Origin of the sequence: Asanoa sp. NPDC049475, assembly GCF_040676915.1 — a bacterium.
GTDB lineage: Bacteria > Actinomycetota > Actinomycetes > Mycobacteriales > Micromonosporaceae > Asanoa.
The window spans coordinates 861,137-878,787 of record NZ_JBFAPY010000001.1 but is presented as its reverse complement, the minus strand read 5'-3'; the positions used below and the strand labels follow the sequence as shown (position 1 = coordinate 878,787).

General features: G+C 70.6%; 13 protein-coding genes. 8 read left to right on the top strand and 5 right to left on the bottom strand.

Translation table 11 applies throughout. The features are described from left to right. Positions 1 to 29: 29 nt before the first annotated feature. On the bottom strand, positions 30 to 1,409 hold the full coding sequence (locus AB0J88_RS04170; protein ID WP_364357503.1) for a carbohydrate-binding protein: 1,380 nt from the start codon (positions 1,407 to 1,409) through the stop codon (positions 30 to 32). Positions 1,410 to 1,638: 229 nt separating this feature from the next. Here AB0J88_RS04170 and AB0J88_RS04165 point away from each other — a divergent pair, with 229 nt between their 5' ends. Both AB0J88_RS04165 and AB0J88_RS04160 read left to right on the top strand, forming a co-directional pair. Further along, on the top strand, positions 1,639 to 3,423 hold the full coding sequence (locus tag AB0J88_RS04165; RefSeq protein ID WP_364357506.1) for a DUF1800 domain-containing protein: 1,785 nt from the start codon (positions 1,639 to 1,641) through the stop codon (positions 3,421 to 3,423). 4 nt (positions 3,424 to 3,427) lie between these two features. Further along, on the top strand, positions 3,428 to 4,774 hold the full coding sequence (locus AB0J88_RS04160) for a DUF1501 domain-containing protein (protein WP_364357509.1): 1,347 nt from the start codon (positions 3,428 to 3,430) through the stop codon (positions 4,772 to 4,774). A gap of 31 nt (positions 4,775 to 4,805) precedes the next feature. Here the strand turns inward: AB0J88_RS04160 and AB0J88_RS04155 are convergent, their stop codons facing one another. From AB0J88_RS04155 to lysX, 4 genes are all read right to left on the bottom strand, one after another. Next, on the bottom strand, positions 4,806 to 5,459 hold the full coding sequence (locus tag AB0J88_RS04155; protein ID WP_364357512.1) for a DedA family protein: 654 nt from the start codon (positions 5,457 to 5,459) through the stop codon (positions 4,806 to 4,808). Between the two features lie 68 nt (positions 5,460 to 5,527). Further along, the gene (locus tag AB0J88_RS04150) at positions 5,528 to 6,964 is read right to left on the bottom strand and encodes an FAD-binding oxidoreductase (RefSeq protein WP_364357515.1); all 1,437 of its coding nucleotides are present in this window, start codon (positions 6,962 to 6,964) and stop codon (positions 5,528 to 5,530) included. After that, positions 6,900 to 7,685 carry a DUF998 domain-containing protein gene (locus AB0J88_RS04145; protein WP_364357518.1) on the bottom strand — a complete coding sequence of 262 codons (786 nt, stop codon included), beginning with the start codon at positions 7,683 to 7,685 and terminating at the stop codon, positions 6,900 to 6,902. The genes AB0J88_RS04150 and AB0J88_RS04145 overlap by 65 nt, the downstream gene beginning before the upstream one ends. Then, a complete protein-coding gene (gene lysX / locus AB0J88_RS04140) occupies positions 7,682 to 11,044 on the bottom strand; it encodes a bifunctional lysylphosphatidylglycerol synthetase/lysine--tRNA ligase LysX (RefSeq protein WP_364357521.1) in 3,363 nt (1,120 codons plus the stop codon). Before lysX ends, AB0J88_RS04145 begins: the two co-directional genes overlap by 4 nt. Positions 11,045 to 11,146: 102 nt before the next feature. Between lysX and AB0J88_RS04135 the strand changes: the two genes are divergently transcribed. The 6 genes from AB0J88_RS04135 (at position 11,147) to rocD (ending at position 17,650) form a co-directional block, all read left to right on the top strand. After that, positions 11,147 to 11,956 carry a hypothetical protein gene (locus AB0J88_RS04135; RefSeq protein ID WP_364357524.1) on the top strand — a complete coding sequence of 270 codons (810 nt, stop codon included), beginning with the start codon at positions 11,147 to 11,149 and terminating at the stop codon, positions 11,954 to 11,956. 49 nt (positions 11,957 to 12,005) lie between these two features. Continuing rightward, positions 12,006 to 13,160 (top strand): glutamate--cysteine ligase, encoded by a 1,155-nt coding sequence (locus AB0J88_RS04130; RefSeq protein ID WP_364357527.1) that lies wholly within the window; start codon positions 12,006 to 12,008, stop codon positions 13,158 to 13,160. Continuing rightward, a complete protein-coding gene (locus AB0J88_RS04125; RefSeq protein ID WP_364357529.1) occupies positions 13,153 to 14,529 on the top strand; it encodes an FAD-dependent oxidoreductase in 1,377 nt (458 codons plus the stop codon). Before AB0J88_RS04130 ends, AB0J88_RS04125 begins: the two co-directional genes overlap by 8 nt. Before the next feature lie 61 nt (positions 14,530 to 14,590). Next, on the top strand, positions 14,591 to 15,361 hold the full coding sequence (locus tag AB0J88_RS04120) for a thrombospondin (protein WP_364357532.1): 771 nt from the start codon (positions 14,591 to 14,593) through the stop codon (positions 15,359 to 15,361). 238 nt (positions 15,362 to 15,599) lie between these two features. Beyond that, positions 15,600 to 16,439, top strand: coding sequence for a dimethylargininase (gene ddaH / locus AB0J88_RS04115; protein ID WP_364357900.1), 840 nt, complete (start codon positions 15,600 to 15,602; stop codon positions 16,437 to 16,439). Continuing rightward, positions 16,436 to 17,650: an ornithine--oxo-acid transaminase gene (rocD, locus tag AB0J88_RS04110; RefSeq protein WP_364357535.1), complete on the top strand. Its 1,215-nt coding sequence runs from the start codon at positions 16,436 to 16,438 to the stop codon at positions 17,648 to 17,650. Before ddaH ends, rocD begins: the two co-directional genes overlap by 4 nt. Position 17,651 lies beyond the last annotated feature (1 nt).

The window sequence follows — 17,651 nt, the reverse complement described above, 5'->3', positions numbered from 1 at the left end:
TAAGACTCTTTACAGATACTTGTCAATACCTAGTTTCTGAACTGGAACCAGTTGACGTTGACGAAGTCGTTCGGTTGGCCGCTGGTGAAGGTCAGGAACACCGTGTGGGTGCCGGTAGTGGCGGTGATGTTGCCCGGTATCGATCGCCAGCTTTGCCAGCCGCCCGTGTTCGACAGGGCGAAGCTGCCGATCGGAGCGTTGCTGCGGCTGTCCAGGCGCACTTCGACCAGGCCGCTGACCCCGCCGCCGGCGCCCGACGCCACGCGGGCGACGAAGTCGCGCGCCGGGGTCGAGCCGAAGTTGATGTTGTTGAACTGGACCCAGTCGCCGTTGCGGATCGCGCCGATGTTCTGGCCACCCTCGCTGCACGACTCGACGATCACGCCGCTCTGGGCGTTGAACGACTCGGCCTGGATCTGGTTGTACGCGCTGCCGCCGCCGCCCGTGGGCGGGGTGGTCGGCGGGTTGGTCGGGTTGGTGCCACCGCCGCCGCTCGTGTAGACCGCGACGTAGTCGACCAGCATCGGCCGGCCGGACACGGTGGAGCCGGTCGGCGTGGCGGAGCCCGCGACCCCGTTCGGGAACGCGCCGCCCATCGCGACGTTGAGCAGGATGAAGTAGCCGGCGTGGCTGGTCATGTTGGACCAGTGCGGCTCGCCGACCTGCGCCGACGTGACGGTGTGGAAGAGCGTGCCGTCCACGTACCAGCGCAGCTGTTGCGGGCTCACGCTCGTGTCCCACTCGAACCGGTAGGTGTGGAAGGCCGACTGGCACGAGGAACCGGGACAGGCCCGGCTCGCGCCGAGGCCGTTGGTCTCGTTGCACGGGCCGCCCGGAGTGACTCCACAGTGGAGCACGCCCCAGACGGAGTTGATCCCGTTGACGTTCTCCATGATGTCGAACTCGCCGATGGCCGGCCAGTTCCAGTAGTTGCCGCGGTACGGCGCACCGAGCGCCCAGAACGCCGGCCAGTAGCCGGCGGCCGACGCACCGGTCACGTTGGGCATCTGGATGCGCCCCTCGATGCGCAGGACGCCATCGGACGGCGGCTTGAAGTTGCTGCGTTGCGTCTCGATGCGGGCCGAGGTCCACTGCCCGGAGCCGTTGCGGATGGGGGTGATCCGCAGGTTGCCCGAGCCGTCCAGGCTCAGGTTGGACGTGCTGTTGGTGTAGGTCTGAATCTCACCGGTGCCCCAGTTGCCAGGGCCTCCGGGATAGCTGGTGCCCGTGTCGATGATCCAGTTGCTGGACGAGGGCAGGCTGTTGGCCGACCCGTTGAAGTCGTCGCTCCAGGCCAGCGTCCAACCGGACGGAGTGGACGGCAGGGAGGCGTTGGCGCTGACAGCGGCGGAGACGGCCGCGACGGTGATCACCGCTGTGGCGATCGATACGAGTGCGCGACGTTTCATGAAGCCTCGCTCTTTTTGTGGGGGGATGGGCTACGTGAGAGCGCTCTCACGTGAGTTCTAGCGAACCCAGGGACGCATGTCAATGCTTTCCTGGGAGGGCTCCCGCCAGGCGGCAATCTTTAGGGCGGGCTTAACAAACCGTCGCTCGCATTGAGGGTTGCGGGTGCGTCCATCTATGGTCCGCCGTGGATCAGTCGGTGCGGGACCTGGGCATGTGAGGTGTGGGGGCATGGCGCAACGGCAGGGTGCGTCCCGGCACCGGGCGCCCGACCCGCTCGTGCCCAGGGTTGCCCGGCTGGCCAAGGCCGGCGAGCCCACGCTGCTCAAACTGGTGCGCAACCGCCGGCAGGTGCTGATCGGAGCCGGCGCCGCCGTGGTCGCCACGGGCGCGGTCGGGTCGGCGGCCGCCGTGCTGGGCGGTGGCGGCATCTCCGCCGCGCTCGGCGACTCCGCCACCTCGACCCGCTCGCCGCGGGACGCCGGTGCGTTCGCCGACCGGGACGCGAGCTACACGCAGTCGCTGGGCGACTCGATCGACCTCGGCGCGGCCGGCCTGATGGACACCGCCGGCGCGGCCGCCGCGGCCGCGGCCAAGAAGACGCCGACCAACCCGAACCTGCTCAGCCGCGACCCGATCCTGCACATGTTGCGGCGCACCACCTTCGGGCCGACGCGGGCGCTGGTCGAGGCGGCCGGGAAGACCGGCATCGACGAGTGGCTCGAGCGGCAGCTCAACCCGGGCAAGGTCGACGACCCGGTGGCGGCCAGCGCGCTCAAGGCGTTCCCGACCGTCGCGATGAGCACCGCGCAGATCCGCCGCACGGTCAAGGACGGCGACTTCCAGGCGCAGTTCGAGCTGGGCCAGGCGACCATCGCCCGCCAAATGTGGAGCAGCCGGCAGCTCTTCGAGGTGATGGTCGACTTCTGGTCGAACCACCTCAACGTGACCAACCCGTTCGACGGCGGTTGGGACGTGCGCACCTCGTACGACAACGACGTGATCCGCAAGCACGCGCTCGGCAAGTTCTCCGACATGCTCAAGGCCAGCGCCCGGCACCCGGCGATGCTGCGCTATCTCGACAACGCGGCCTCGGACCGGCGGTCGGTCAACGAGAACTACGGCCGCGAGCTGCTGGAGCTGCACACCGTCGGCATCGACGGCGGCTACAACGAGAAGGACGTGCGCAACAGCGCGTACATCCTGACCGGGCGCACGGTGACCGACGACGGGCAGTTCCGCTACGCGGCCGAGCGGCACTGGGTCGACCCCGTGAAGGTGCTCGGCTTCAAGGACAAGAACCCGTCGCGCTCCAAGGGCCTCGACGTCGGCGAGCGCTACCTGAGATACCTGGCCACGCACCCGTCGACCGCGAAGAACATCGCGCGCAAGCTGGCCGTGCGGTTCGTCTGTGACGCGCCGCCCAACGGCCTCGTGCAGCGGCTCGCCGACACGTACCTGGAGAACGGCACCGCGATCGCGCCGGTGCTGCGGGTGCTGTTCCGGTCGCAGGAGTTCTGGATCGCGACCGGCATGAAGACCCGCCGCCCGCTGGAGAACTTCGTGGCCACGGCCCGGGCGCTGGGCATCGCACCCGGTTCCGACACCCGCGCGGGCGTCGAGGGCCTCTATTTCATGACCCAGCGCTTCGGCCAGGCTCCCATGGCGTGGGTGCCACCGAACGGCTACCCGGACGTCGCGGCCGCCTGGCGGTCCGCGCACGCCACGCTCTCGCTGTGGAACGCGCACCGGGCGCTGATCGGCGGCTACGAGCGCGGGCTGTCGTACCCCAAGGTGGAGGGTCTGGTCGGCAAGCGGCCCGGCACCACCGGGCCGTACGTCGACAGCCTGGCGGACCGGCTGGTGTTCCAGAAGCTGAGCGCTTCGCACCGCAAGGCGCTGCTCTCCTTCCTCAGCGCGAAGGACGGCACCGCCGTCCGGAACAGCAGCCTGGGCGGCAAGGTGGAGCATCTGGCGCCCCTGCTGCTCGACTCCATCTACCACGCGCTGCGGTGAGGCCATGACTGTCGAGAATGGACCGCGTACGAGCGACGAGCTGGCCCGCCACGGCCCGAACCTGCCGGAAGCGGCCATCCGGGTGCAGGCGGAGGCGGTAGCCGCCGACCTTCAGGCGCAGCGCGACCAGTGGCGCAAGGGTTTCACCCGTCGCCGAGTGCTGGCCGGTGCCGGCGCGGTCGGCGTGGCCAGCCTGGCCAACCAGGTGGCCACGACGCGGGTGGCCTTCGGCGCCCCGTCGACCACCAACCGCACGCTGGTCGTGGTCTTCCTGCGCGGCGGCATGGACGGCCTCTCGGTCGTCGTGCCGCGCGGCGACCGCAACTACCTCAACGCCCGCGGCGGCATCGCCGTGCAGCCGGGCGCGCTGCTGGCCGGCGACGACCGGTTCGGCCTGCACCCGGGACTGGCGCCGCTGGTGCCGTTCTGGGAGGCCGGCAAGATGGCCGCGGTGCACGCGGTCGCGTCGCCGGACGCCAGCCGGTCGCACTTCCAGGCGCAGGACTGCCTGGAGCGGGGTGCGGCGTCGACCGCGGTGCACACCGGCTTCCTCGACCGGGTGCTCGAACAGCTCGGCCCCGGCACCACGTTCCGCGCGGTCGCCGAGGGCTCGGCCCTGCCCCGGTCGCTGGTCGGTGGCCAGAGCAAGCTCGTCCTCCAGGGCATCCGCGACTTCGACCTGCGCGCCGGCAGCGGGATGCGAGAGAAGACGCTGACCGCGCTGAAGGCCCTCTACACCGGCGTCGGCGACCACCCGCTGGGCGGCCAGGCGGCCGAGACGCTCAAGTCCATCTCGACGGCTCGCAAGATCGCCCAGTCCGACTACCAGGGCAGTGCCCAGTGGCCGGGCGGTGGCTTCGCCGACCAGCTCAAGGACGTTGCCCGGCTGATCAAGGCCAAGGTCGGCCTGCGGGTCGCGGCCGTCGACATCGGCGGTTGGGACATGCACACCAACATCGGCGGCCCGGACGGCGGCGACATGCGCAACCGGCTCAACGAGCTCGCCGGCGCGCTCGGCGCGTTCGCCACCGACCTCGGGTCCGCGCTCGACAACACCTCGATCGTGACGATGAGCGAGTTCGGGCGCCGGGTCGAGGCCAACGGCAACTCCGGCACCGACCACGGCCACGGCGGGCTGATGCTCCTGCTCGGGGGCGGCATGAACGGCGGCAGGGTGCACGGCCGGTGGCCGGGCCTGTCCGCCGGCTCCCTGGACCAGGGCGACCTGGCCGGCGCCAACGACTACCGCGACGTGATGACCGAGCTGCTCGGCACCCGGATGGGCGTCAAGGACTGGAAGAAGATCTTTCCCGGGTACGAAGCGAAGAAGATCGGCGTCTTCCGGACGTAGGCCGGGCTCAGCCCTGCTCGCGCACCAGCCTTCACCGCAGCGCCTTGACGCGGTTGCGCTTGCGGATCTTCTTGCGCACCCAGAGCACGACGCCGACCACGACCAGCGCGTAGATCGCGTAGTCGAAGTACTGCGCGTACTGGTCGACCCGCTGCCAGTTGGAGCCGAGCGCGAAGCCTGCGCCGACGAACAGCGAGTTCCACACCCCGCTGCCCAGGGTGGTGAAGGCGACGAAGCGGCCGATCGGCATCTCGTTGGCGCCCGCCGGGATGGAGACCAGGCTGCGTACCACCGGCACGCACCGGCCGAACAGGACGGCGGCGTTCGCGTGCCGCTCGAACCACTTGTCGGCCTTCTCCAGGTCGTCGGTGTCGACCAGCGGGATGTGGTCGAGCCACCGCTTGAGCCGGTCCTCGCCCAGGCCGCGACCGAGCCAGTAGAGGATCAGCGCGCCGACCACCGAGCCCGCCGTCGCCGCGATGATCACCCAGGCCAGGCTCATCCGGCCCTGGTTGGCGAGGAAGCCGCCGAGCGTCAGCACGATCTCGCTGGGGATCGGCGGCACCAGGTTCTCCAGCGCGACCAGCAGGCCGACGCCGACGGTGCCCAGGGAGTCGATCACCCCTGCCACCCAGCCGGTCAGCCCACCAAGATCGCGAGGGTCGCCTTGCGCGGCCAGCGCCATGTGCCATAACTCCTCAGGTCGGGGGGATCTGGAATTACTACCCGACCAACCTGAAAGCATGCTGAAGTTCAGCCGGACGCCGGCGTGATGTTGTTGTTCGAGCGGAACATGTTCGTCGGGTCGTATTTCGCCTTGATCTGCGCGAGCCGGCGCAGGTTGGTCCCGAACGCGCTGTCCACGGCGATGTCCGGCGGCTCTTCCGACCTGCCGGTGAAGTTGAGGTACACGCCGTCGTCGCCGTAGTTCGCCGACTCCTCGAACGTCCGCCGGACCCACGCGATGTTGGCGTCGTTGTCGGCGGGGTCGGTCCAGTTGCCGTCGATCGAGAGCAGGAACGGCGACGAGCGCTGGGCGAACGCGGTCGCGTCCGGCGCCACGGCCGCGATCGCCCCGCCCATGTGGAAGACGTTGACCAGCGTGAACGGGCTGGGCCGGTCCAGCGCCCGATCGGCCACGAAGTCGATCGCCTCGTCACTCAGCGACGAGAGGTAACGCGACTTCCAGTACGCCTGGAGCGTGTTGCGCGGGAAGAACGCGTCGAAGCCCTGCTGGACCTCCGTGAACGGCATCGGCTGCGACATGTCCATCAGCGGTGTGCCCAACTCGCGCAACGGCCGCAGGATGTCCATGCCCGCTTGGGCGTCTCCCGAGTAGACCGCGCCGATCACCACGCACGCCCGGTCGTGCACCGCCTCGGGCAGCGCGGGGTCGGCCGGCATGGTGATGGTCAGGCAGGTGGCGGTGACCTCGTCGGGCGCGATCGCGACGTAGTCGCGCCAGCCGCGGATCACCTGCGCGGCTTCCTCGATCGGATAGAACGTGCCGCCGAACGCCACGATCGGGCCGACCTCTTCGAGCGAGAACGTAAACCAGGTGACCACGCCGAAGTTGCCACCACCGCCGCGCAGCGCCCACAGCAGGTCGGTGTTCTCGGTCTCGGACGCGATCCGCACCTGGCCGTCGGGGCCGACCACCTCCGCTGCGACCAGGTGGTCGCAGGACAACCCGTACTTGCGGCGGAGCCAGCCGTAGCCGCCACCGAGGGTGAGCCCGGCGACGCCGGTGTCGGACACGACGCCACCGGGCGTGGCCAGCCCGAACGCCTGGGTCTCCCGGTCGACGTCTGCCCACACGGCCCCGCCCTGCACCCGCGCGAGCCGGGCGGCGGCATCGACCTGCACCGCGTGCATCGGCGCCAGGTCGATCAGCAGGCAACTGTCCGATGCGGACAGTCCCGCGATCGAGTGCCCACCGCCGCGCACCGACACGGCGAGACCGTTGTCGCGGGCGAAGGTGACCGCGTCGACCACGTCGGCGGTGCCGAAACAGCTCACCACCAGCGACGGGTCGCCCGGATGCATCGCGTTGAACACCGCACGGACCTCACCGAACCCGGGGTCCTCGGGCGCCAGCACGGGGCAGGAGACCCGCTCCCGCAGCTCAGCGATCATCTCGTCGGACAGGGCTGCCAGACCGCCTTGGACGGTCGTCGCGTGAATCGTCATCGCGAGCACCTCCGAATCCGAATATTCTACGCATATCGGCCGGAGGCTCGGAGCGGGTTCGGGGCGATTGCAGGCTGCGCACGGCCGCGTAGAGCAGCCACGCGGCCAGGTTGGCCAGTTCGACCCGCTGCCACACCCCCTCGTGCTGGCCCTCCCGCACCAGTTCGACCAGCAGACCCGCGTTGACCACGACGCTGCCGACGGCCACGCCGCCGGCCCAGGTGCGGTCCGCGCTGCCCGGTCGCGACGCCAGCCAGAACGAGATCATCGAGCCGATCCCGCCGAGCGCCGCGAACACCGAGGTCAGCGTGTGCGGATCGAGGGCCACCTCGGCCAGCTCACCGGAGAGCTCCGCGCAGCCCGGGTCGATCGAGGGCGCGCAGGTCAGCGCCGTCAGGCTGGCGTCGAAGACGGTGGCCACGCCGAAGGCCGCCGCGCACAGCCAGGCCGCGCGCTCGAATCGGCTCAACGCATGCCAGCGCAGCCGGCGGTCCTGACGGCCACCGAGCAGCATCCGGGCCGAGCCGAGCAGCGCCAGCGAGCCGGCGGCCAGGTCGGCGGCCCGGAACAGCTCGTGCCAGGGCTGGTCGGTGGCGGCCAGGTCGCTGGCCAACCCGGTGGCCAGGCCCAGTCGCGGGTTCAGCCAGGGCCCGAGCAGCCACGAGCTGTAGAGCGCGGACGAGGCCGCGAACGCGACGGCCGGCCAGCGCGGTGGCCTCACGACGCCGCGCGTACCAGCGGGAACGGCAGTGTCTCGCGGATCGACCGGCCGGTCAGCAGCATGATCACCCGGTCGACGCCGATGCCGAGTCCACCGGTCGGCGGCATGGCGTACTCGAGCGCCTGCAGGAAGTCCTCGTCGAGCTCCATCGCCTCCGGGTCACCGCCGGCGGCCAGCAGCGACTGCTCGGTGAGCCGGCGGCGCTGCTCGACCGGGTCGATCAGCTCCGAGTACGCGGTGCCGAGCTCGAACCCGAAACCGACGAGGTCCCACCGCTCGGCGAGCCGCGCGTCGTGCCGGTGCTGCCGGGTCAGCGGCGACACCTCGGTCGGGAAGTCCTTGTAGAAGGTCGGCAGGTCGGTCTTGCCCTCCACCAGGTGCTCGTAGAGCTCCAGCAGCACGGCGCCGCGGTTCCACTTCGGGTCGTACGCGATCTCGGCCTTGTCGCAGTAGCGGCGCAGCGTCGCCACGTCGGTGTCCGCGTCGACCACCTCGCCCAGCGCGGTCGACACCGCCTCGTTGACGGTGCGCACCGGCCAGTCGCCGGAGATGTCGACCTCCTCGTCGGTGCCCGGGCGACGCGCCACGGCCTGCCCGTACGCCGCGATCGCCGCCTCCTGGATCAGCTCCCGCGTCAGATGCAGCATGGTGTCGTAGTCCGCGTACGCCTGATAGGCCTCGAGCACCGTGAACTCGGGGTTGTGGCTGTAGTCGGCGCCCTCGTTGCGGAACGTCCGGCCGAGCTCGAAGACCCGCTCGACCCCGCCGACCGCCAGCCGCTTGAGATACAGCTCCGGCGCGATCCGCAGATAGAGCTTCAGGTCGTACGCGTTGATGTGGGTGGTGAACGGCTTGGCGTTGGCCCCACCGTGGATCCGCTGGAGGATCGGCGTCTCGACCTCCAGGTAGCGGCGCCCGACCAGCGACTCCCGCAGCGCGAAGATGGCGTTGGCCCGCGCCTTCAGGATGTCCCGCGAGCGCTTGTTGGTCACCAGGTCGAGGTAGCGCTGCCGGACCCGGGCCTCGGGGTCGGCCAGGCCACGGTGCTTGTCGGGCAGCGGCCGCAGGCACTTGGCGTTGAGCTGCCACGAGGTCGCCTCGACGGTCAGCTCCCCGGCCCGGGTGGTGATCACCTCACCGTGCACGCCGACGTGGTCGCCGATGTCGATCGCGTCGTCCCACTTGTCGACCGCCGTGTCGCCGCTGAGCATGACCTGCAGGTCGCCGCTCCAGTCGCGGATCGTCGCGAACAGGATGCCGCCGTGGTCGCGCATCAGCATGACCCGGCCGGCGACGCCGACCTGGTCGCCGCTGCGCTTTCCCGGCCCGAGGTCGCGGTGCGCGGCGGCCACCTCGGCACAGGTGTCGGTACGGGGGTAGTTGACCGGGTACGGGTCGATGCCGGACTCGATCAGCCGTTCCCGCTTGGCCAGCCGGACCCGCATCTGCTCGGGCGCCTTGTGGTCGATCGAGCCGGGCGGCGGCGGTGCCTCGGCGGCGTCGATCTCCTCGGCCGCCCGGGCGCGCTCGTCGGCGTCCGGCGGGAGCACGTCGAGCTGGTCGCCGGTGGTGCCGGGCAGCGCCAGGAAGCCCTCGGCGATCGCGGACGACAGGCCGACCCGGACCAGCTCGCGCCGCTCGCCGAAGCACAGGAAGCGCGGCGCCCAGACCGGGTGGTACTTGGCGTTCGACCGGTACAGCGACTCGAGCTGCCACCAGCGGGAGAAGAACAGCAGCAGCTTGCGCCAGAGCCGCAGGATCGGGCCGGCGCCGATCCGGGCGCCCTCCTCGAAGACCGCGCGGAAGACGGCGAAGTTGAGCGATACCCGGTCGACACCGAGCCGGGGCGCGTTCTCCATCAGTTGCGCCACCATGAACTCCATGGCGCCGTTCTCCGCGTCGGGCGCGCGCCGCATCAGGTCCAGCGAGACGCCGTGCGTACCCCATGGGCTGAACGAGATGATGGCCTTGACCTGGTTGTTCTTGTCGATCGCCTCGACCAGCACGCAGCGCCCGTCCGACGGGTCGCCGAGCCGGCCGAGGGCCATCGAGAAGCCGCGCTCACTCTCGGTGTCGCGCCACACGGTGGACAGCCGCGTCAGCTCCTTCATCTCCTCCTCGGGGATGTCGGAGTGCCGGCGCACGGTCGCCGTGTAGCCGGCCCGCTCGACCCGGTTGACGGCCTGCCGCACCGGGCGCATCTCGCGGCCCTCCAGGGTGAACTCCCGCGTGAGCAGGATCGCCTCGTCGCCGAGGTGGATGACCTTGAGCCCGGTCCGGGCGTACGCGATCGCGCCCTCCTCGCTGGCGCCCATCACCGCCGGCGTCCAGGCGTAGTAGCGGGCCTGGGCCAGCCAGGCGTCGATCGCGGGTCCCCACGCCTCCGGGTCGCCGACCGGGTCGCCGCTGGCCAGGCTCACCCCGTTGACCACGCGGTACGTGACCGCGGACTTGCCGGTCGGTGAGAAGATCGCCGACTTGTCGCGCCGGGTGGCGAAGTAGCCGAGCGAGTCGCGGTCGCCGTACCTGGCCAGCAGCGTGCGGATCTGCCGCTCGTCAGCCGGGTGCAGCTCGGCGTTGCGGCGCTGCGAGGGCAGCAGGGTGGCCAGCGCCGCGAACACCGCCGCCGCACCGAACAGTCCGAGCACGAAGCTGACCCAGCCGGGCGCCTGGCCGACCCGGGTGATGTCGAAGCTGAAACCACCGCCGAGCACCCTTTCCGTCGCGTACGCGAGCTGGTTGCCGGTGCCCTGCAAGCTGCCGGGGAACGCCGTGACCAGGCTGAGCCCCAGTCCGATCCCGACGATCAGCGTGCCGACGAAGACCGCGAGCGCGCGGCGGACGCTGCCCTTGGCCACGTGCGCGTAGAACTCACCGCGGAACATGACGAGCACAGCCAGCGCGACGACGGCGATGGTCAGCGAGCCCCAGAGCAGGGCCAGCTCGCCGGTGCTGTCGAAGAGCCGATTGCCGGCGTCGTCGAGGAGCTCCGCGTCGGAGACCGTGGACAGCACGATGGCGAGGACCAAGGTGATCAGCACGCTCAGGCTGAAGTAGACGGTCAGGATCCACCAGGCCACCCGCTTGCGGCGCAGCGTCGCCGTCGCCAGCACGGCCAGGAAGACGGCGTACGCGATGTTGGCCGGCGCGGGGATGATCAGCGCGTCGATGGTCTCCCGTACGGGCTGCACGCCGGTGTTGAAGATGTGTCCGATGGCCGCGATGCCCGAGACGATCGCGACGAACCACATGACCAGCCCGAAGATGCGCGGCACGTAACGGCCCCAGCGCAGGGCGCGCGGGCGGGCTATCGGCATCGCCGCGGCGGTCTCCGATACCTCGTCGACTGTCGTGGTCACGGCGCCCCTCCCGTGTTCTCGGAACCCAACTCCGACCATAGGCAGCTACCTAGAATGATTCTCATAAAACGGACTTAAAAGACGGCAGGGAGGTGAGCGGCGGTGGGCGGCTGGTTCACGCGGACGATCGTCGACACGAACCGCCTGCCACTGTTCTGTTTCTTCGCCGGCTTCATCGTCACGTTCGGCTTCATCCGGTTCTCGGTCCGGATGATCAGAGCCGAGGTGAAGTGGTGGCCCGGCAACGTCAGCCCGGGCGGGACGCACATCCACCACGTCGTCTTCGGGGTGATCTTCATGATCATCGCGGGCGTCACCGGCTTCGCGCTGAACACCGACAACGCCGCGGCGAACGCGGTCTTCGCGGGCCTCTTCGGGTTGGGTACGGCGCTGGTGCTGGACGAGTTCTCGCTGATCCTCCATCTCGACGACGTCTACTGGTCCGAGAAGGGACGCACCTCGATCGACGCGGTGTTCATCGCGATCGCGTTCACCGGGCTGTTGCTGCTCGGGCTGCGCCCGATCGGCGTCGACAACTTCACGTCCACCTCCGGCGCGGGCGAGTCCACGCTCGTCACCTGGCTGGTCGGGACGATCGCCCTGGTGCTCAACTTCGGCCTCGCCGGCATCACCCTCATCAAGGGCAAGATCTGGACGGGCCTGATCGGGTTGTTCCTGCCGATCCTGATCCTGGTCGGGGCGATCCGGCTGGCCCGGCCGCACTCGCCCTGGGCGCGCTGGCGTTACCAGCGCGACAAACCCCGCGCCCAGCGCAAGATGGCCCGCGCGATCGTGCGGGAGCGCCGCCTGCGGGCGCCGATGATCGCCGGTAAGAACTGGGTGCAGAACGTGATCGCCGGGCGACCGGACTCCCCCACAACCCCCGATGGCCCGGACGTGCCGTCCTCATGATCACAGCGGCGAGGCTTCACGAACCGGAAGGCTGGGTAACGATGGTTGCATGTCAAACGTGGTGCGGGACGCCGCCGGCTCGGCGGACGAGCGGGACGTCGACAGCGCGTTGTTGACCGTCGGCGTCGAGGAGGAGTTCCTGCTGGTCGACCGGGCATCCGGTGCGGCCGCGGAGGCCGTCGAGGCCGTCCTCGCCGAGGTGCCGCCGGACCTGCGCGGCCAGGTGCAGCACGAGTTCCTGACCAGCCAGATCGAGATCGGCAGCCCGCCGGGCCTGCACCTCGACGCGCTCTCGCACTCGCTCGGCCTGCTGCGCTCGGGGCTGTCGAGCGCCGCCGAGCGGGCCGGCTACCAGTTGCTCGCCGTCGGCACCGGGCCGGCCGGCCCCGACGACGAGCACAGCCCGCGGATCGTCGACAACCCACGGTTCCACCGGATGATCGAGCGCTACGGCAACGTCTCCCCCGGCCCCGGCTACAACGGCATGCACGTGCACGTCGGCATCCCCGGCCCGGACATCGGCATCGAGGTGCTCAACCATCTGCGCCCCTGGCTGCCCGTGCTGCACGCGGCCACCGCCAACTCGCCGTTCTACAACGGACTCGACACCGGCTACGCGAGCTGGCGCTCGGTGCTCTGGAACCGCTGGCCCCCGGTCGGCCCGACGCCGTGGCTGGAGTCGCACGCGCATTACCTGTCGCTGGTCGACGAGCTGATCGACTCCGGCATGCTGCTCGACTCGGGGATGCTCTACTGGTACGCCCGGCTCTCCGCGCACCTGCCCACCGTCGAGATCCGGATCGGTGACGTCTGCCTGACCATCGACGACACGATCCTGATCGCCGCGTTGATCCGGGGTCTGGTCGCGGCGGCGATCGAGGACATCGAGGCCGGCCGCCCCGCCCTGCCGATCGACCACCATATGCTGGTCGCGGCCCACTGGCGGGCCGCGCACGACGGGCTCGAAGGGCTCGCCTGTGACCTCTTCGAGGGTGGCACCCACCCGGCGTGGCAGCTGGTCCGCCGGCTCTTCGACCGGGTGGGGCCGCACCTGGAACGCCACGGCGACCTGGAGACGGTGGGCTACCTGCTGGGCCGCCTGCACACGCACGGCACCGGCGCCGCCCGGCAGCGCTCGGTCTTCAACCGCACCGGGGAGATGAGCCAAGTGATCGACTACCTCGCGGTGCAGACCCGTGGCTGAGCGCCTCGTCGTGATCGGCGGCGACGCGGCCGGCATGTCGGCCGCGTCCCAGGCCCGGCGCCGCCGCCCCGCCGACGACCTGTCCATCGTGGCCTTCGAGCGCGGCCGGTTCACCTCCTACTCGGCCTGCGGCATCCCGTACTGGGTCGGTGGGCTGGTCGACGAGCGGGACGAGCTGATCGCCCGTACGCCCGGGGTGTTCCACAGCGACTTCGACATCGACGTGCGCACCCGCCACGAGGTGGTCGACATCGACCTCGACCGGCGCGAGGTGGTCGCGGTGGCCCTGGACGAGGGCCGGCGCGAGGTGCGTGAGCCGTTCGACCAGCTCGTGTACGCCATCGGCGCGGTGCCCGTGCATCCGCACTGGGCCGAGGAGGGCATCAGCGGCGTGTTCGGCGTGCAGACGCTCGACGACGGCGACGCGCTGCACGGCTGGCTGCTCCGCGACCCCAAGCCGGCTCGCGCGGTGGTCGTCGGCGGCGGCTACATCGGCGTCGAGATGGCCGAGGCGATGATCAATCGCGGGCTCGCGGTGACGCTGGTCGAGCGCGGGCCACAGCCGATGTCGACGGTGGACCCCGACATGGGCGCGCTGGTCGCCGACCGGCTCCGCTCGCTCGGCATCGAGGTGCTCTCCGGCCGCGCGGTGACGGGGCTCGAGCACCGCGGCGGCGTGGTCTCCGCGGTGCAGACCGACGAGGGCACGATCCCCGCCGACATCGTCGTGCTGGGCCTGGGAATCAAACCCAACACCACGCTCGCCCGCACGGCCGGCCTGCCGCTGGGACCGACCGGGGGTGTCCGGGTCGACCTGCGGATGCGGGTGATCGACGTGCCCGGCGTCTGGGCGGTCGGCGACTGCGTCGAGTCGGTCCACCGGGTCACCGGCCGGCCGGTGCACATCCCGCTCGGCACGCACGCCAACAAGCAGGGCCGGGTCGCGGGCATCAACATCGGCGGCGGGTACGCGACCTTCCCCGGCGTGATCGGCACGGCGGTGACCCGCGTCTGCGACCTCGAGGTGGCCCGCACCGGGCTGCTCTCCCGCGAGGCCGAGGCCGCCGGCTACTCCTTCGTCACCGCCTCCGTCGAATCCACCAACCGGGCCGGCTACTTCCCCGGCGCCGACCCGATGACGATCAAACTGCTGGCGGAGCGGGGCACCGGGCGGCTGCTCGGCGCGCAGATCGTCGGCCGCTCCGAGGCGGCGAAGCGGATCGACCCGCTGGCCGTGGCACTGTGGAACAAGATGACCGTCGAGGACATGGTGGGGCTCGACCTCGGCTACGCGCCGCCGTACGCGCCGGTCTGGGACCCGGTTCTGATCGCCGCCCGGAAGGCGGTGGAGGCCCTCGGCATCCACTGAGGTGTGGATCTTGACCACGTTGGGTAATGCCTTCCTTCGTAGTCATCGATGGAGGTGTCCAGTGGTCAAGATTCCGTCGTTCGCGCGGCGCGAGGAGAGCGTCGACGTGGACGAGAAACGCGCCGCGACTGATGAGACCGTGGTCCGGGACCGGACCACCACCGACAGCACCGACAGCACCGTCGGCGCCGGACGCGTCGAGCGGGCCGAGCAGGCGGAGGCCGCCGAGCGCGCTGACCGCACCGATCGGCCGACGCTCTGGGGCCGCTGGTCGGACCGCGACCGTGGCCGGGTCAGCGACCCGGCGACCGGCCGCGCCACTGCGCCTCCCTCGCCCGCTCCCGCCGGCGTGCCGACGTCACCGGCCGGGCCGAACGCACCCACCGCCGCAGAGCGCAGGCTCGCCGGCACCGACCTGCGCGACGAGACCCGCCCGACCGATGCCCGCCCGACCGAGCCCGTCACCGACGACCGGTCCGAGCCGACCCCCGAGGTGGCCGTCGGCCCGAAGCCGCGCACCAGCGTGCTCGCCACCCTCAGCCTGGTCTTCGCGATCACCGGCGCGTTCCTCGTGCTCAGTGGCGCCCTCGCCGGCTACGGCATCGCCGTCGGCGCGATCGGCTTCCTGATGGCGGTGTCCGCGTTCGCCGCGACCCGCAAGCGGCACGTGGCCGGCAAGCTCGACGCGGTGCTCGGCCTGCTGATCGGCGGCGCCGCCGTGGTGATCGGCATCCTGGCCTTCACCGGCACCTTCTCGTGGCCGACCACCGACGCCGACTGGGTCGAGCGCCTGCGCGGGTGGCTTGACTCACAGTTTGTGGACCGCTTCTAGCGGGCACTACTGATCTCGGAGCGGCACGGACAACCGTTCCGGCACGACCAGGGGGAAGTGGTTCACAGAACCTGTGGTTGTTGGGGGGCAGCGCCTACGCGCTGCCCCCCAAAATGCTCTCCGGAGCACGCAACGAATCACGGGTCGGCCCCCGGAATCACGCAACGATCTTCCGCAGGACGCAATCGTTTCCCATGGCCCGCGTGTGACCTGCGCACATAGCGTTGCCGGCATGACGATGGACTCGGTCGGCGGACGGCGGTACCTCATGTGCCGGCCGACGTACTTCGCCGTGAACTACAAGATCAACCCGTGGATGGACCCCACCGCGCCCTATGACACGGCGCTGGCCATCGAGCAGTGGACCAAGCTGCGGGAGACCTTCCTGGAGCTGGGGCACACGGTCGAGGAGATCGACCCGTTGCCCGGTCTGCCCGACATGGTGTTCGCCGCAAACGGGGCGACCGTTGTCGACGGCACCGTCCTCGCTGTCCAGTTCCGCGACCCCGAGCGCGCCGACGAGGGCCCGGCCTACCGGTCGTGGTTCGAGCGCGCCGGCTACGCCGTACACGAGGCGAAGTTCGTCAACGAGGGCGAAGGCGACCTGATGCTGGCCGGCGACGTGGTGCTCGCCGGCACCGGGTTCCGCACGACGCACGCGGCGCACGCCCGGGCGCAGGAGGTCCTGCAGCGCCCGGTGATCACGCTGCAGCTGGTCGACCCGCGCTTCTACCACCTCGACACGGCGCTGTGCGTGCTGGCCGGTTCCGACGGCACCGGGCCGGCGAAGATCGCCTACCTGCCCGAGGCCTTCTCGCCCGGGTCCCAGGCGGTGCTCCGCCGGCTGTTCCCGGACGCGGTCATCGCCTCGGTCGCCGACGCGGAGGTGCTCGGCCTCAACGCGGTCAGCGACGGGAAGACGGTGGTGCTGGCGTCCCAGGCGGTCGAGCTGGGTGCCGCGCTGCGCGAGCGGGGATACCGCACAATCGGTGTAGACATGTCTGAACTGCGCAAAGCGGGCGGCGGCGCCAAGTGCTGCACGCTCGAACTGCGTCCGGGCGGAGGAGCGACCTCATGATTCTCGACGACGTGCTGCGGACGCCCGCGGCCATCCGCGACGCGGAGCGCCACACGGCACACAACTACCACCCGCTGCCGGTCGTGATCGCGTCGGCCGAGGGCTCCTGGGTGACCGACATCGACGGCCGGCGCTACCTGGACTTCCTGGCCGGCTACTCGGCGCTCAACTTCGGGCACCGCAACCCGGTGCTGACCGCCGCGGCGCACGCCCAGCTCGACCGGGTGACGCTGACCAGCCGGGCGTTCGTGCACGACCAGTTCGCCGAGTTCTGCTCGCGCCTGGCCGCGCTGTGCGGCAAGGACCAGGTCCTGCCGATGAACACCGGCGCCGAGGCGGTCGAGACCGCGATCAAGATCTCGCGCAAGTGGGGCTACCGGGTCAAGGGCGTGCCGGCCGACCAGGCCACGATCGTGGTCGCCGCCGGCAACTTCCACGGGCGCACGACGACGATCATCTCGTTCTCCGACGACCCGGACGCGCACGACGACTTCGGGCCGTACACGCCGGGCTTCCGGATTGTTCCCTACGGCGACCTGGCCGCGATGGCCGAGGCGATCGACGAGACCACCGTCGCGGTGCTGATCGAGCCGATCCAGGGCGAGCAGGGCGTCGTGGTGCCGCCGGACGGCTACCTGCCCGGCGTGCGCGCGCTGTGCACCGAGCAGAACGTGCTGTTCGTCGCCGACGAGATCCAGTCCGGCCTGGGCCGCACGGGTGACACCTTCGCGTGCGACCACGAGTCGGTCGTCCCCGACGTCTACGTCCTGGGCAAGGCCCTCGGTGGCGGCATCGTCCCGGTGTCCGCGATCGCCGCGAACTCGGACGTGCTCGGCGTGATCAAGCCGGGCCAGCACGGCTCCACGTTCGGCGGCAACCCGCTGGCCTGCGCGGTCGCGATCGAGGTGGTCAAGCTCCTCGAGACGGGCCGCTACCAGGCCGCCGCGAAGGAGAACGGCGCGTACCTGCTGGCGGAGCTCCACACCCTGGTCGGCGACGGCCTGCTGGCCGTCCGTGGCCGCGGCCTGTGGGCGGGCATCGACGTCGACCCGGCGCTGATGACGGGCCGCGAGGCCTGCGAACGGCTGGCCGAGCGCGGAATACTGGCCAAGGACACGCACGGCTCGACCCTGCGCCTGGCCCCGCCGCTGATCATCGACAAGGACGACATCGACGTGGCGGTGGCGGCCTTGCGGGCGATCCTGAAATAAC